This is a genomic window from Pseudomonas sp. GYB4201, assembly GCF_056312595.1.
Window position 1 is genome coordinate 1 of sequence record NZ_JBWGIG010000055.1, and the last position, 14581, is coordinate 14581.

The 14581-nt window shown below is 66.1% G+C and carries 13 protein-coding genes; 11 read left to right on the plus strand and 2 right to left on the minus strand.

The annotated features are described in order from the left end of the window. The first annotated feature begins 698 nt into the window (after positions 1-698). From rhtA to AC0Z2B_RS30305, 4 genes are all read left to right on the plus strand, one after another. Positions 699-1586 (plus strand): threonine/homoserine exporter RhtA, encoded by an 888-nt coding sequence (gene rhtA, locus AC0Z2B_RS30290; RefSeq protein WP_476301639.1) that lies wholly within the window; start codon positions 699-701, stop codon positions 1584-1586. A 182-nt stretch (positions 1587-1768) separates the two neighbouring features. Continuing rightward, a complete protein-coding gene (locus AC0Z2B_RS30295; RefSeq protein WP_476301641.1) occupies positions 1769-2050 on the plus strand; it encodes a hypothetical protein in 282 nt (93 codons plus the stop codon). Between the two features lie 105 nt (positions 2051-2155). Next, positions 2156-2896, plus strand: coding sequence for an SDR family oxidoreductase (locus tag AC0Z2B_RS30300; RefSeq protein ID WP_476301644.1), 741 nt, complete (start codon positions 2156-2158; stop codon positions 2894-2896). A gap of 30 nt (positions 2897-2926) precedes the next feature. Beyond that, positions 2927-3523: a 2-hydroxychromene-2-carboxylate isomerase gene (locus AC0Z2B_RS30305; RefSeq protein WP_416423652.1), complete on the plus strand. Its 597-nt coding sequence runs from the start codon at positions 2927-2929 to the stop codon at positions 3521-3523. A 70-nt stretch (positions 3524-3593) separates the two neighbouring features. On the opposite strand, the gene AC0Z2B_RS30310 is transcribed toward AC0Z2B_RS30305, so the two are convergent. Further along, the gene (locus AC0Z2B_RS30310) at positions 3594-5402 is read right to left on the minus strand and encodes an aminopeptidase P family protein (protein ID WP_476301646.1); all 1809 of its coding nucleotides are present in this window, start codon (positions 5400-5402) and stop codon (positions 3594-3596) included. A gap of 285 nt (positions 5403-5687) precedes the next feature. Between AC0Z2B_RS30310 and AC0Z2B_RS30315 the strand changes: the two genes are divergently transcribed. From AC0Z2B_RS30315 to AC0Z2B_RS30325, 3 genes are all read left to right on the plus strand, one after another. After that, on the plus strand, positions 5688-7814 hold the full coding sequence (locus AC0Z2B_RS30315) for a TonB-dependent receptor family protein (protein WP_476301648.1): 2127 nt from the start codon (positions 5688-5690) through the stop codon (positions 7812-7814). A gap of 154 nt (positions 7815-7968) precedes the next feature. Further along, complete coding sequence (locus AC0Z2B_RS30320; RefSeq protein ID WP_476301649.1) at positions 7969-9081, plus strand: DUF3182 family protein; 1113 nt, start codon at positions 7969-7971, stop codon at positions 9079-9081. Continuing rightward, positions 9068-9838 carry an alpha/beta hydrolase family protein gene (locus AC0Z2B_RS30325; RefSeq protein WP_416423648.1) on the plus strand — a complete coding sequence of 257 codons (771 nt, stop codon included), beginning with the start codon at positions 9068-9070 and terminating at the stop codon, positions 9836-9838. The genes AC0Z2B_RS30320 and AC0Z2B_RS30325 overlap by 14 nt, the downstream gene beginning before the upstream one ends. Here the strand turns inward: AC0Z2B_RS30325 and AC0Z2B_RS30330 are convergent, their stop codons facing one another. Then, the gene (locus AC0Z2B_RS30330) at positions 9839-10084 is read right to left on the minus strand and encodes a hypothetical protein (protein WP_416423647.1); all 246 of its coding nucleotides are present in this window, start codon (positions 10082-10084) and stop codon (positions 9839-9841) included. It lies immediately after the preceding gene. Between the two features lie 437 nt (positions 10085-10521). Between AC0Z2B_RS30330 and msuE the strand changes: the two genes are divergently transcribed. From msuE to AC0Z2B_RS30350, 4 genes are read left to right on the plus strand one after another with little or no spacing between them, the layout of a single operon-like run. Further along, positions 10522-11085, plus strand: coding sequence for an FMN reductase (msuE, locus tag AC0Z2B_RS30335; RefSeq protein ID WP_473006203.1), 564 nt, complete (start codon positions 10522-10524; stop codon positions 11083-11085). Between the two features lie 8 nt (positions 11086-11093). Continuing rightward, entirely contained in the window at positions 11094-12242 is a 1149-nt protein-coding gene (gene ssuD, locus AC0Z2B_RS30340; protein WP_476301652.1) for an FMNH2-dependent alkanesulfonate monooxygenase, read from the plus strand. Next, entirely contained in the window at positions 12239-13411 is a 1173-nt protein-coding gene (locus AC0Z2B_RS30345) for an acyl-CoA dehydrogenase family protein (RefSeq protein WP_473006202.1), read from the plus strand. Before ssuD ends, AC0Z2B_RS30345 begins: the two co-directional genes overlap by 4 nt. Positions 13412-13419: 8 nt before the next feature. Further along, positions 13420-14520: a sigma-54 interaction domain-containing protein gene (locus AC0Z2B_RS30350; RefSeq protein WP_416423643.1), complete on the plus strand. Its 1101-nt coding sequence runs from the start codon at positions 13420-13422 to the stop codon at positions 14518-14520. The last annotated feature ends 61 nt before the right edge of the window (positions 14521-14581 follow it).

A 14581-nucleotide genomic window follows, 5' to 3' on the forward strand; every position in this document is an offset into this window, starting at 1 on the left:
AGAGAATCTCTAACAACTTCAACCACTTGGCTCGCTTCGATCTCTCGTTAGCGGGAGGCGAATTCTACAGCAACTTGCGTTGCTGTCAACTGCCTTTTTCACCGCTTTCGACGTTAAGATCGAAACCCTTCGGAGCTGTTTACTTCGGTTAACTCGTTGAGTTTCAAGGAGTTTTCCGTTTCGGTTGCGCCGGAAGTGGGGCGAATTATAGAGAGATCTGGGAGCGCGTCAAGCGTTGATTTCAACAAATTGTCTTTAAAGTCAAAAGCTTCCCCGCAGGCCACCGTATGAAGGCCACCAGGTGCATGCCTTGAGGATTTCATGCCTCATGGCATCGAGCGCCGCCCGCGCGGCGCATCGCGGCCAAGGCCGGCTCCTACATCTGTTGCAACGTGCCCCGCTATAGACAGGTGTTGCGCCTGGTCGCACCAACGCAGAGCTGCAGTGAACCAACAAGGCGGACACCACGATGGCACTGCCATGACTGGCCCGAAACAGATGTAGGAGCCGGGCTTGCCCGCGATGCGCCGCGCGGGCGGCGCTCGATCTCAAGGGCGCCAGAAAAACAACGACATGCACCTGGCGGCCCTAATGCAATCTCACGACACCCCCTTGCGCAATATATTGCCCAAACCCGTTTTCCCCCCCATCATGCTCCCACCTGATCCCTTCTTTTATATAGACGGACCCACTCCGCGATGAACAACAAGACCCGCAGCCTGGCCTCCTCGCTGTTTCCCATCGGCCTGCTGCTGATTGCCATGGCCTCCATCCAGTCTGGCGCGTCACTGGCCAAGACCATGTTCCCGGTGGTCGGCGCCCAGGGCACGACCACCCTGCGGCTAATGTTCGCCGCGGTCATCATGGTGCTGCTGTTGCGCCCCTGGCGTGCGACGCTGACGGCGCGCTCGCTGCTGACCGTGGTCATCTACGGCATTTCCCTGGGCGGGATGAACTTCCTCTTCTATATGGCACTGCGCAGCGTGCCGCTGGGGATCGCCGTGGCCCTGGAGTTCACCGGGCCGTTGGCGGTGGCGCTGTACGCCTCGCGCCGGCCACTGGATTTTGTGTGGATCGCGCTGGCCGTGCTGGGCCTGATCCTGCTGATCCCCATGGGAGATGCCAAGGCCAGCCTCGACCTGACCGGTGTTGCCTACGCCCTGGGCGCCGGTGCCTGCTGGGCGCTGTATATCCTGTTCGGGCAGAAGGCCGGCAATGACAACGGTATCCAGACCGCAGCCCTGGGCGTGGTGATCGCCGCACTGTTCATCGCCCCCATCGGTATCGTCCACGCAGGCACCGCGCTGCTCTCCCCTGCCCTGTTGCCCGTGGCGCTGGGGGTAGCAGTGTTGTCGACCGCCCTGCCCTACAGCCTGGAGATGGTGGCCCTCACCCGCTTGCCAGCACGCACTTTCGGCACACTGATGAGCATCGAACCGGCGTTTGGCGCACTGTCCGGCCTGCTGTTCCTGCACGAAGTGCTGTCGCTCGCCCAATGGCTCGCGATCGCAGCCATCATTACCGCGTCCATTGGCGCTACCCTGACGATGCAACGCGAACCGCACCCTACGCCGGTGGCGGATTGAATCGAAAATCGATACAGAAAAGTCGTCATTGGCAATTGCGACAACGGGCCAGCCCCTTTAGGCTGTAACCCTTCGACAAACTTGAAGTTTTTCGACCGTGACAGGGATGTCCAAAGCGGGTCAGGTGATAAGCCGATAATCAGACCTGGGCACTAGATCCGGGCATGCCACTAAGGACATCAATGAAACATTTGCTGATCATGGCAGCCATCCTGGCCATCGCCGGTTGCGCTGCCACTTCGCACACCTCCGTCAAGCACGGCAGGAAGGGGTTGCACATCAACTGCTCGGGCCTGTCCTCGTCGTGGGACAAGTGCTATCAGGCGGCGACCGACGCCTGCGGCACCAAGGGCTACAAGGTGCTGGCCAAATCCGGCGACGCGGTCGAAGACCCGGGCGACTACCCGTTCGGCCTGAACCCGGCCGGCTACACCAGCCGCAGCATGATCGTCATCTGCAAGTAGCCCTGTGGTATAGCGGATTCACCCTTCAGAAAGGGCCGGCCACTGGTTGCCGGCCCGCCCGTCCCCGCCTAGGATCGTTCCATCGACAATCGAAGGAACCGCCCCATGGCTTCTGCTTCCGACAACAACAAAGTCGTGCTGGTGATCGGCGCCGGTGATGCTACCGGTGGCGCCATTGCCCGCCGTTTCGCCCGCGAAGGCTACATCGCCTGCGTGGTACGCCGCAGCGCCGACAAGCTGCAACCCCTGGTAGACAGCATCCGCGCCGACGGCGGCCAGGCCATTGGCTACGGCTGCGATGCGCGCAAGGAAGAAGACGTCATCGAGCTGGTGGCGCGCATCGAGCGCGAGGTCGGCGTCATCGAGGCCTACGTGTTCAACATCGGCGCCAACGTGCCCTGCAGTATCCTCGACGAAACCGCACGCAAGTATTTCAAGATCTGGGAAATGGCGTGTTTCTCGGCGTTCCTCACGGCCCGCGAGGTGGCCAAGCGCATGGTCGCCCGCAAGCGTGGCACCCTGCTGTTCACCGGCGCAACGGCCGGCACTCGCGGGGCAGCCAATTTCGCCGCATTCGCTGGCGCCAAGCACGCGCTGCGGGCCTTGGCCCAGAGCATGGCCCGCGAACTGGGCCCCCTGAACCTGCACGTGGCCCACGTGATCGTCGACGGCGCCATCGATACCGAGTTCATCCGCACCCAGTTTCCCGAAAAATACGCCGAGAAAGACCAGGACGGCATCCTCAACCCCGCGCACATCGCCGACAACTACTGGTTCCTGCACACCCAGCCACGGGACGCCTGGACCTTCGAGCTGGACCTGCGCCCTTGGGGCGAACGCTGGTAACTCACCTTCTACCCACCGGGAGCCACCATCATGACCAAGACCGTTGAGTTCTACTTCGACCTGGGTAGCCCCGCCAGCTACCTGGCCTGGACCCAGTTGCCAGCGTTGTGCGCCGAGACAGGCGGGCAGCTGGTGTACCACCCCATGTTGCTGGGTGGGGTGTTCAAGGCCACCGGCAATGCGTCGCCTGCGAGCATTCCGGCCAAGGGCCGCTACATGAACCGCGACCTGCAGCGCTACGCCGAGCGCTATCAGGTGCCGCTGCGCTTCAGCGCCCACTTCCCCATCAACACGCTACCGCTGATGCGCATGGTCACCGGCGTGCAGATGCGCCAGCCCGAGCGCTTTCTCAGCCTGCTGGACTGCCTGTTTTCGGCATTATGGGTACGCGGGCTGAACCTGGGCGACCCCGCCGTGGTGCAAGAGGTGCTGGAGGCCGATGGCTTTGACAGCCAGGCGTTGCAGGCGCTGGTGCTGGACGAGGCGGTGAAGGAACGGCTCAAGGACACCACCGAGCAGGCACTGCAGCGGGGGGTGTTTGGCGCGCCGAGCCTGTTCGTTGACGATGAGTTGTACTTTGGCCAGGACCGGCTGGAGTTTGTGCGCGAGGCGTTGTTGCGCAATTGATGCGGAGGACGCGGCCTTTGGCCGCTGCTACAGGTTTCGCGTAGCAGCTGCCGCAGGCTGCGTCAGGCCGTCAAACGGCCGCGGTACGGGTCTGCAACCATGCCAGCGCCGCGCCTTGCACCAACGGCCCGACGCGCTCCAGCACCTGGCGGTGGTAGGCGTTCAGCCATTCACGCTCCTCGGCCGTCAGTTTCTCCACCAGCAGGCAGCGGGTGTCGATCGGGCACAGGGTCAGGGTCTCGAATTTGAGGAAATCACCAAACTCGCTGCTGCCCGCGTCCTGGTTCATCGCCAGGTTCTCGATACGCACGCCCCACTGGCCCGGACGGTAGGTACCCGGTTCGATCGAGGTGATCATGCCGGCCTGCATGGCCGTCTGCGGGCCTGGCGCCGCCTGGTAGGCGATGACCTGCGGGCCTTCGTGCACGTTCATGAAGTAGCCCACGCCATGGCCGGTGCCGTGGCCGTAGTCGACGTTGTCGGCCCAGATGGGCGCGCGGGCGATGGCGTCCAGCAGTGGCGAGAGGATGCCCTTGGGGAAGCGCGCGCGGGACAGGGCGATGACGCCCTTGAGCACCCGCGTGCAATCGGCCTTCTGCGCGGTGGTAGGTGTGCCGACCGGCACCATGCGGGTGATGTCGGTGGTGCCGCCCAGGTACTGGCCGCCGGAGTCGATCAGCAGCAGACCATCGCCCTGGATGACGGCGTGGGATTCATCCGTGGCGCGGTAGTGCGGCATGGCGCCGTTGGCGTTGAACGCGGCAATGGTCGCGAAGCTCAGCGAAACATAGTTCGGGCGGCGGGCACGGGCGGCGGTGAGGTGGGTGTCGACGTCCACTTCGGTGACCGTGCCCTGGGCCAATGCCGGCTCCAGCCAGGCGAAGAACTCGCACAAGGCCGCGCCGTCCTGCTCCATGGCCTGGCGAATATGCACCGCGTCGGCCTCGCTCTTGCGCGACTTGGCGAAGGTGCTCGGCGCAATGCCCTCCACCAGCACCACCTCGGCGCCCAGGTTGTCCAGCAGGCCACAGGTCACCTTCAGCGGGTCGACCAGCAGGCGCGCGCCGGCCGGCACTTCGGCCAGGGCGCCGCCCACGTCGTGGTAGTCACGCAGGGTCACGCCTTCCGCGGCCAGGGTGCGCGCCAGCTCGGCGTCGACCTTGCCGGCGCCGACGAACAGCAAAGCCTGGTCCTGGCTGATCAGCGCGAACGACAGGAACACCGGGTTGTAGGACACGTCGCTGCCGCGCAGGTTGAACAGCCAGGCGATGTCATCAACCGTGGCGATGAAGTGCCAGTCGGCGCCACGCGCCTTCATCTCTGCACGCACGCCAGCGAGCTTGTCGGTGCGCGCGACCGTGGCGTAGGGCGGCAGGTGCGCGTACACCGGCGCAGCCGGCAGGGCCTCGCGGTCGTGCCAGATCTCGCCCAGCAGGTCACGGTCGATACGCAGGGTGGCGCCGCGGCTGCGCAGCTTTTCGTCCAAGGTGCGGCGCGAGGCCAGGGCCATGACCGCGCCGTCCACCGCCGCCGTGCCGTTGTCCGGGGTGTTGTCGGCCAGCCACTCCAGCGGCCCCGGCTTGCCCGGCCCCAGTTTCACCAGTTCGATGCCGCTGCCCGCCAGTTCCTTCTCGGCCTGCTCCCAGTAACGGCTGTCGGCCCACAGGCCGGCGAACTGCTGGCTGACCACCAGGGTACCCACCGAACCATGGAAGCCGGACAGCCACTGGCGCCCCTGCCAGTAGCCGGGCAGGTACTCGGACAGGTGCGGGTCGGCGGATGGCACCAGCAGCGCATCGACGCCTTCGCGGGCCATCACCGCGCGGATTTGCGCCAGGCGGGCTGGCACCTGGTTAGGGGTTGAAGACTGCGTGCTCATGCTCACTCCTGCGGCCACGGTGTTCATCGTTATAAGAAGCCGATAATGAAGCAGCGCCGGCCGGCGGGCAACCGTGGCACTGCTTGCGGCATGTGTCCGGCTGTTCCGCGAACAACAGCGCTTCCACATAACCCGGCTCTATCAACAGCTCCCCACCTCTACGCTCGCCCAATCCCCGCGAAAAACCACCCCAAACGAATTGGCATAAAAAATGCCATTCACCTACCAAGCATGACTATACGAATAGAAAGCTGAGCCCAATCATCTATTCAGCAGGACGACTTTATGCATTCGGTTTCATGGGGAGAATCACACCAACTGGCCCGGGCCATCCGCCTGGCTACCCTGGGGCTAGGCTCGGCGCTGATGCTGGCCAACACCGCGCACGCCGACGACGCCACCACGCCGCAGCTCAAGACCGTGACCGTGGAGGTCAAGAAACAGACCCCGGTGCAGGCCGCCAAGAGCCAGCTGGACGAAGTGCCCGGCGGCACCAGCGTGGTCGACAGCGAGGACGTGGCCAAGGGCCGCACCGCCACCCTGCAGGACACCCTCGCCTACCAGCCCGGGGTGTTCGTGCAGTCCACGGGCGGCACCGACGCGGCGAAGATCTCCATTCGCGGCTCGGGCGCCAACACCTCGCCAGGCTACTTCCGCGAGGGCATCAAGTTTCTCTTCGACGGCCTGCCCATCACCGGTCCCGGCGGCACGCCCTACGAACTGCTGGGCGGCGCCGGGGTGAACTACACCGAGATCCTGCGCGGCGCCAACGCCTTCCAGTACGGGGCGCTGAGCCTGGGCGGGGCGATCAACTTCGTCAACCAGACCGGCTACACCGCCCCCGGCCTGCGTGTGCGCGCGGAAACCGGCAGCTACGGCTACAACAAGCAGAGCGCCAGCTACGGCGGCGTCGAAGGGCCGCTGGACTACTACATCAACGTCGACAACTACCGCAACGACGGCTACCGCGACTACAGCCTGGCCAAGAGCCAGGGCGTGGTGGCCAACTTCGGCTACCAGATCAACCCGAACCTGAAGACCGAGTTGCTGCTGCGCTACCGCGACGAGTTCCACGACGACCCCAGCCCCACTACCCTCTCCCAGGTGCTGCACCACCCGTCCCAGGCCAGCGCCACCGCGGCCTCCAGCGGCGCCGGCAGCCGCCGCCCGGGCAGCCTGTGGGCCGGCAGCAAGACCACCTACACCTTCGACGACGATTCGACCCTGGCCGTGGGCTTCACCTACTACAAGTACAACCACCACAACAGCCCGAACAGCCCCACCAACCCCAGCTACTGGGAGTGGACCGACCTGAGCGCGCTGCTCGACTACGAGCGCAGCGACGAGTTGCTGGGCCACCAGACCCGCTCCAGCCTGTCCTTCACCACCACCGACCACATCCGCGGCCAGGTGGACTCCACCTTCGCCAACAAGGCTAGCCGCAAGTTCGTCGACTACAACGGCTCGTTCGACCGCGTGTTCGCCCTGGGCAACGATCTGGAGTTGACCGACGGCCTGTGGCTGACCAGCGGCCTGTCGGCCATCAACGTCAAGCGCGACGTCGACGTGAAATCGTCTTTGGTGGCCAACACCAGCGAATACCCAGGCTCGGTGGACTACAACAACTGGAGCCTCGCCCCACGTCTCGGCCTGCGCTATGAACTCACCCCGCAACTGCAGGTATTCGCCAACGTCAGCCGCAGCATCGACCCGCCAGCCGACTGGGAATACTCCGGCTCCGGCCCTACCCAGCCGTACGTGCGGCCGCTGGTGGAACAGAAAGCCAACACCGTGGAGTTCGGCATCAAGGGCTCGTCCGGGCCCTTCGATGGCAGCCTGACGCTGTACCGCTCCTGGCTGCGCGACGAACTGCTCAACGTGCAGTTGATCGCTGCCACTTCCACCGCCGCCGCGGTCACCGGCGCGTTCAACGCCTCGCCCACCATTCACCAGGGCATCGAGGCGGGCCTGAACACGCAACTGTGGCAAGGCGCCAACGGCGACAAGGTCAACTTCCGCCAGGTGTACACCTACAGCGACTTCCACTACCGCCACGACGCCACCTTTGGCGACAACCAGCTGCCGGGCATTCCCAAGCACGTCTACCAGGGCGAGCTGCAATACCAGCAGCCCAGCGGCTTCTACACCGGCGTCAACGTGCAATCCAGCTCGCGCACGGCGGTGGACTACGCCAACACCTTCTATGCGCCTTCCTACACCATCTTCGGCGCCAACGTTGGCTACGAGGCCCCGAGCAAAAAGTGGAAGGTCTCGCTGGACCTGAAGAACCTGACCGACAAAAAGTACGTCACGGCGGTGCAGCCGGCGTACAACGTACAGGGGCAGGACACCGCGGCGCTGTACCCCGGCGACGGGATTGGCGCGTACGTGGGGGTGGAATACCGCTACTGAGTTCAGGACGCGGCCTACGGCCGCTGCTACCGCTTCCCCGTAGCAGCTGCCGAAGGCTGCGTCCTCCCCCCGCCGCCCCACAAACTGAACTATCTCCCCACCCCACCATTCAAACACTGCAAAGACCGCCCGCCCCACTCCACGGGAGCCGCCCATGCCCAGCACGCCACGCAAATCCGGGGTTGTCCTGCTGCCCGGCGCCACGCCGACGCCGGACCACGAACGCGTCGTGCACGAGGGCCTGGCGAAGCGCATCGCCACGCTGCTGGGCACCCGGTTCCTCGCTGAGGACGAACGCCAGGGCGTGCCGGAGCACGAGCTCTACTACCTGCCCGCCGACACCCTCATCGACCCCCAGGCCTGGCGCCAGCGCTGCGGCATCACCTGCGCGGACGATTTTTTCGGCGGCCTGGTCAGCCAGCCGTTCATGATCACCAAGGCCATTTCCCACCCCCGCGTCGAGGGCGGCGCAGCGCCCGCCGGCTGGGCCGACGCCTTTGCCGCGCACGCCGGCGACGCGCTGCTGGACGGCCACACCGTGTTCGACCTGGAGGACGCCCGCAAAGCCGCGGCGCACCTGCTCAAGGAGGCGCCGCTGCGGCTCAAGCCGGTGCGCGCCACTGCCGGGCGCGGGCAGACCATTATTCGCGACAGCCAGGAGCTGGACTCGGTGCTCAACCACCTCAACGACGAAGAAATTCGCCTGTGGGGCCTGGTGCTGGAGCAGAACCTTACCGAGGTACGCACCTACAGCGTCGGCCAGGTGCAGGTGGCCGGAATCACCGCCTCGTACCACGGCACCCAGCAATTGACCGAAGACCACCGCGGCGAGCTGGTGTACGGCGGCTCGGACCTGGTGGTGGTGCGCGGTGACTACGAGCAATTGCTGGCCCTGCCACTGGACGATGACACCCGCCTGGCCGTGGACCAGGCGCGGCGCTACGAACAGGCCGCGCGCAACGCCTTCCCCGGCTTCGTCGCCTCGCGGCGCAACTACGACGTCGCCCGCGGGCTCGACCATCGCGGCCGACCGCGCAGCGGCGTGCTGGAGCAATCCTGGCGGGTGGGCGGTGCCAGCAGCGCCGAAATCCTCGCGCTGCAGGCCTTCGCTGCCGACCCGGCCCTGGCCTGCGTGCAGGCCTCCACCCATGAAGTGTTCGACAACAGCCCCATTCCGGCCGACGCCACCCTGTTCTACCAGGGCGACGACACCGAGCTCGGCCGCCTGAGCAAATATGCAAGGATCCGCGACTATGAGCGTCCATAGCGAACCCATCGACATCCAGGTCGGCGGCGAGACCATCGCCGGCACGCTGCTGAGCCCCGGCAGCAAGGTCCCCGGCATTCTGTTCGTGCACGGCTGGGGTGGCAGCCAGCAGCGCGACCTGGCGCGGGCCAAGAACATCACCGGGCTTGGCTGCGTGTGCCTGACCTTCGATTTGCGCGGCCACGAGAAAACCGCCAGCCAGCGCGAAAGCGTGACCCGCGAGCAGAACCTGGAAGACCTGTTGGCCGCCTACGACCTGCTGGTCAGCCACCCGGCCGTGGACAGCCGCGCCATCACCGTGATCGGCAGCAGTTACGGCGGCTACCTGGCCGCCATCCTCACCCGCCTGCGCCCGGTGCGCTGGTTGGCACTACGGGTGCCGGCGCTGTACTGGGACAACGAATGGAACGTGCCCAAGTACGCCCTGGACCGCAGTGGCCTGCAGATCTACCGGCGTGAAAACCTGGGGCCCGCGGACAATCGCGCCTTGGCGGCGTGCGCGGAATTCGAAGGGGACGTGTTGCTGGTGGAATCGGAGCAGGACGACTATGTGCCGCACACTACCCTGATGAGTTACCGCTCGGCGTTCGTGGGGGCGCATTCCATGACCCACCGCATCGTCGATGGCGCCGATCACGCGCTGTCCACCGATGCCAACCAGAAAGCCTACAGCGCGATCCTGACCCAGTGGGTCAGCGAAATGGTGATTGGCGCGCGGCTGGAGAAATATCCGCACCATTCACCGCGTTATTCCTGATCAGCCTTCGCTCAGGCCTTTGCCGGCAACGGCGTGCTGGCCGATGACTTCGCGGGTCTGCGAGCGTTCGATGCGGGCGCGTTCGCGCTGGTATTCGTCGAACGACAGGCCGCGGCGGCTGAGGTTTTCCAGGGCCAGTTCGTGCTGTTCCTCGACGCTGTAGCCGCGGGTTTCAGGGTGGTTGTCGGCGCAACCGGCGAGGGCGGCGGTGAGGACTGCAAGGCTGAACGCGAGGGCGGTTTTCATGGGGGGCCTCCTGCACCCTGGGGTGCTTCATGTGGCTGATTCGATGTAGAAAGGTTACTGCCGGGGGCCCTTGGAGGAACAATCACTGCTCTCAATAGTGGCTATTGGATTTTTTGCCCTCGATGGTGGGAGAAGGGCGGGACGCGGCCTGCGGCCGCTGCTACGGGGGGGGTATATTCTTTGGTGATCTATTTGGATTACTTCTTGGTCTTTTACGGCATAAGCCTGCTTCCTCTATAACAGTGGCTGCCGCACCTGCCGCTGTTGCGCCAGACACTGTTGCCCCAGCAACAGCCATTCCACAGCACGTCGCACCAGCGACACCGGCGGGGGTCGGCCATATCGCGCCAGCCCAGGCGGGGCACGGCTTCCAGGGATTGGTACGGTGCTTGCTCTGGAGCCTTCACTGTCCATTGAGCCACTGTTGAGGAATACACATGTCACGCCCATTGAACGTTGTCGCCGTCTCCGGGGGCACCTGGCGCCCGTCGCGCACCCTGGTGCTGACCCAGGCCATCGTCGCCCAGCTGGGTGAGCTGCTGCCTATCCAGGCCCAGGTCATCGAGCTCACCGACATCGCCCGCCCCCTGGGCGCCGCGCTGTCGCGCCAGGAAGCCGCTGCCGAGGTGGAAGCCAGCCTGGCCGCCATCGAAAACGCCGACCTGCTGATCGTCGCCTCGCCGGTGTACCGCGGCTCCTACCCGGGCCTGCTCAAGCACCTGTTCGACCTGGTCGACCTCAATGCCCTGATCGACACCCCGGTGCTGCTGGCCGCCACCGGTGGCAGCGACCGCCACGCGCTGGTGCTCGACCACCAGCTGCGCCCGCTGTTCAGCTTCTTCCAGGCGCTGACCCTGCCCATCGGCGTGTACGCCACCGAGGCCGACTTCAGCAACTACCAGATCACCAGCGAGCTGCTGCAGGCGCGCATTCGCCTGGCGGCCGAACGTGCCGCGCCGCTGTTCGGCGGCCTGTCCAACCACCTGCTGAAAATTGCCTGAGGCCTGACATGGATGTTTTCTGGTTCCTGCCCACCCACGGTGACGGCCATTACCTGGGCACCACCCAGGGCGCCCGCCCGGTGACCCTCAATTACCTCAAGCAGGTGGCCCAGGCCGCCGACGACCTGGGCTACCACGGCGTGCTGATTCCCACCGGCCGCTCGTGCGAAGACTCCTGGGTGATCGCCTCGGCGCTGGTGCCGCTCACCGAGCGCCTGCGCTACCTGGTGGCGATCCGCCCGGGCATCATCTCGCCCACGGTGTCGGCGCGCATGGCCGCCACCCTCGACCGGCTGTCCAACGGCCGCCTACTGATCAACGTGGTCACCGGTGGTGACCCCGACGAAAACCGTGGCGACGGCAGCTTCCTGACCCACGCCGAACGCTACGAGGTCACCGACGAATTCCTGCAGATCTGGCGCCGCGTGCTGCAAGGCGAGGCCGTGGATTTCGAAGGCAAGCACCTGCACGTGCAAAACGCCAAGGCCCTCTACCCGCCGGTGCAGAAGCCCTACCCGCCGCTGTACTTCGGTGGTTCTTCCGAGGCCGCCCACGCGTTGGCCGCCGAGCAGGTGGACGTCTACCTGACCTGGGGCGAACCGCCGGCCGCGGTGGCCGCCAAGCTCGCCGACATTCGCGAACGCGCCGCCCGCCATGGCCGCCAGGTGCGCTTCGGCATCCGCCTGCACGTGATCGTGCGCCCCACCAGCGAAGAGGCCTGGGACGCTGCCAACCGCCTGATCGAACACATCAGCGACGACACCATCGCCGCCGCCCAGCAGTCGTTCGCGCGATTCGACTCCGAAGGCCAGCGGCGCATGGCGGCGCTGCACGGTGGCCGCCGCGACGGCCTGGAAATCGCCCCCAACCTGTGGGCCGGCGTCGGCCTGGTGCGCGGCGGCGCCGGCACTGCACTGGTGGGCAACCCTGAAGAGGTGGCCGCGCGCATCAAGGAATACGCCGACCTGGGCATCGAGAGCTTCATCTTCTCCGGCTACCCGCACCTGGAAGAGGCTTACCGCTTCGCCGAGCTGGTGTTCCCGCTGCTGCCCGAGCCCTACGCCAGCCTGGCCGGCCGCGGCATCACCAACCTCACCGGGCCGTTCGGCGAGATGATCGCCAACGACGTGCTGCCCGCCGCCAAGGCCACGCCATGAGCGAGTTGAATACGCCCCTGGAGATCGCCCGCGCCCTGGCCGCCGACTTCGCCGAAACCGCCGTGGAGCGCGACCTGCGCGGCGGCACGCCGAAGGCCGAACGCGACGCCCTGCGCCGCAGCGGCCTGCTGGCCATGAGCATTCCCCAGGCGTTCGGTGGCCAGGGCGCCAGCTGGACCGAGACCCTGGGGGTGGTGCGCGAGCTGGCGCGGGTCGACAGCTCCATTGCCCACGTGTTTGGCTTTCATCACCTGATGCTGGCCACCGTGCGCCTGTTCGCCCGCCCCGAGCAGTGGCAGCCCTGGTTCGAGCAGACCGCCCGCCAGCAGTGGTTCTGGGGCAACGCCCTGAACCCGCTGGACACCCGCACCGTGGTGCGCCACTTCAACGGCTGGTGCGAGTTTTCCGGCAAGAAGAGCTTCTGCTCCGGCGCCAGCGACTCGCAGATGCTGATTGCCTCGGCGGTGGATGAAACCGCCGGCGGCAAGCTGCTGATCGCCGCCATCCCCAGCAGCCGCAGCGGCATCACCCTGCACGACGACTGGGACAACTTCGGCCAGCGCCAGACCGACAGCGGCAGCGCCAGCTTCGAGCGGGTGCGGGTGGAGCAGTCCGAGCTGCTGCTGGACCCCGGCCCCTTGAGCACGCCATTCGCCTGCCTGCGGCCGCTGATCGCGCAGCTGACCTTCACCCACATGTTCCTCGGCCTCACCGAGGGCGCGGTGGAAGAAGCGCGGCACTACACGCTGCACGAGACCCGGCCATGGTTCAAGTCCGGCAGCCAGGAGGCGCGCCACGACCCTTACGTGCTGGCCCACTACGGCGAATTCTGGGTGGCGCTGGAGTCGGTGCGCCTGCTGGTGGAGCGCGCCACCCACCTGCTGGACCAGGCCTGGGCCCGCGGCCCGGCGCTGACCGCAGACGAACGCGGGCACCTGGCCGTGGCCATCGCCACCGCCAAGGTGGCCGCCAGCCGCCACGGCCTGGAGATCTGCAGCCGCCTGTTCGAAGCCACCGGTGCCCGCGCCACCCACGCCTCGCTGCGCCTGGACCGCTACTGGCGCAACCTGCGCACCCAGAGCCTGCACGACCCCATCGACTACAAGCTTCACGAACTCGGCGACTGGGCCCTGAACCGGACGCTGCCGATTCCCACTTTTTATTCCTAGAGAAGCCCATGCAGCTATTGACCTTGCCGCCCTCGCCCGCCCTCGCGACCTCCATCCGCGCCACCGCCCAGGTGTTCGAAGACCCCAAGTCGCGGGCCCTGCTGGCGCACCTGCAACAGATCGCCCCCAGTGAGGCCAGCGTGCTGATCATCGGCGAGACCGGCACGGGCAAGGAGCTGGTCGCCCGCCACATTCACAACCTCAGCGGCCGTTGCAACCGGCCGTTCGTGGCGGTCAACTGCGGGGCGTTCTCGGAGTCGCTGGTGGAGGCCGAGCTGTTCGGCCATGAGAAAGGCGCCTTCACCGGCGCCCTGGCGGCCAAGGCCGGCTGGTTCGAGGAAGCCAACGGCGGCACGCTGTTCCTCGACGAGATCGGCGACCTGCCCATGGCCATCCAGGTGAAACTGCTGCGGGTGCTGCAGGAACGCGAGGTGGTGCGCCTGGGCTCGCGCAAGTCCATTCCCATCGACGTGCGCGTGCTGGCAGCCACCAACGTGCAGCTGGAGCGGGCGATCAACGCCGGGCACTTCCGCGAGGACCTGTACTACCGCCTCGACGTGGTGAGCATGGACCTGAGCCCGTTGCGCGACCGCCCCGGCGACATCCTGCCGCTGACCCGGCACTTCATCAACGCCTACAGCCAGCGCCTGGGCTACGGCACCGTGACCCTGAGCCCGGAAGCCGAGTTCAAGCTGCGCACCTACCAGTGGCCGGGCAACATCCGCGAGCTGGAGAACGTGATTCACCACACCCTGCTGATCTGCCGCAACGGCGTGATCCAGCCCGAGGACCTGCGCCTGTCGCACATGCGCATCGAGCGCCAGGACGACAGCCAGCCCTGCGACGACTCGGCCGAAGCGCTGCTCGAGCGCGCCTTCCAGAAGCTGTTCGCCGAGCAGGCCGGGGCGCTGCATGAAAAGGTCGAGGATGCGCTGCTGCGCGCGGCCTACAAGTTCAGCCACTACAACCAGGTGCACACCGCCAACCTGCTGGGCCTGACCCGCAACGTCACGCGCACGCGGCTGATCAAGATCGGCGAACTGGCGGTGAACAAGCGCCGGCCGGGCGAGACCATCCAGCAGGACCGGGTGTTGCAGCTTTCAATCTGACAGTGGCAGGACGCAGCCTTCGGCAGCTGCTACGGGCCCCGTAGCAGCTGCCGAAGGCTGC

Coding starts and splice junctions, on each gene's coding strand:
- AC0Z2B_RS30330 (WP_416423647.1), bottom strand. CDS start 10,084: ATGAAAACCGCCCTCGCGTTCAGCCTTGCAGTCCTCACCGCCGCCCTC.
- rhtA (WP_476301639.1), top strand. CDS start 699: ATGAACAACAAGACCCGCAGCCTGGCCTCCTCGCTGTTTCCCATCGGC.
- AC0Z2B_RS30345 (WP_473006202.1), top strand. CDS start 12,239: ATGAGCGAGTTGAATACGCCCCTGGAGATCGCCCGCGCCCTGGCCGCC.
- AC0Z2B_RS30300 (WP_476301644.1), top strand. CDS start 2,156: ATGGCTTCTGCTTCCGACAACAACAAAGTCGTGCTGGTGATCGGCGCC.
- AC0Z2B_RS30305 (WP_416423652.1), top strand. CDS start 2,927: ATGACCAAGACCGTTGAGTTCTACTTCGACCTGGGTAGCCCCGCCAGC.
- AC0Z2B_RS30325 (WP_416423648.1), top strand. CDS start 9,068: ATGAGCGTCCATAGCGAACCCATCGACATCCAGGTCGGCGGCGAGACC.
- AC0Z2B_RS30315 (WP_476301648.1), top strand. CDS start 5,688: ATGCATTCGGTTTCATGGGGAGAATCACACCAACTGGCCCGGGCCATC.
- AC0Z2B_RS30320 (WP_476301649.1), top strand. CDS start 7,969: ATGCCCAGCACGCCACGCAAATCCGGGGTTGTCCTGCTGCCCGGCGCC.
- AC0Z2B_RS30350 (WP_416423643.1), top strand. CDS start 13,420: ATGCAGCTATTGACCTTGCCGCCCTCGCCCGCCCTCGCGACCTCCATC.
- ssuD (WP_476301652.1), top strand. CDS start 11,094: ATGGATGTTTTCTGGTTCCTGCCCACCCACGGTGACGGCCATTACCTG.
- msuE (WP_473006203.1), top strand. CDS start 10,522: ATGTCACGCCCATTGAACGTTGTCGCCGTCTCCGGGGGCACCTGGCGC.
- AC0Z2B_RS30295 (WP_476301641.1), top strand. CDS start 1,769: ATGAAACATTTGCTGATCATGGCAGCCATCCTGGCCATCGCCGGTTGC.
- AC0Z2B_RS30310 (WP_476301646.1), bottom strand. CDS start 5,402: ATGAGCACGCAGTCTTCAACCCCTAACCAGGTGCCAGCCCGCCTGGCG.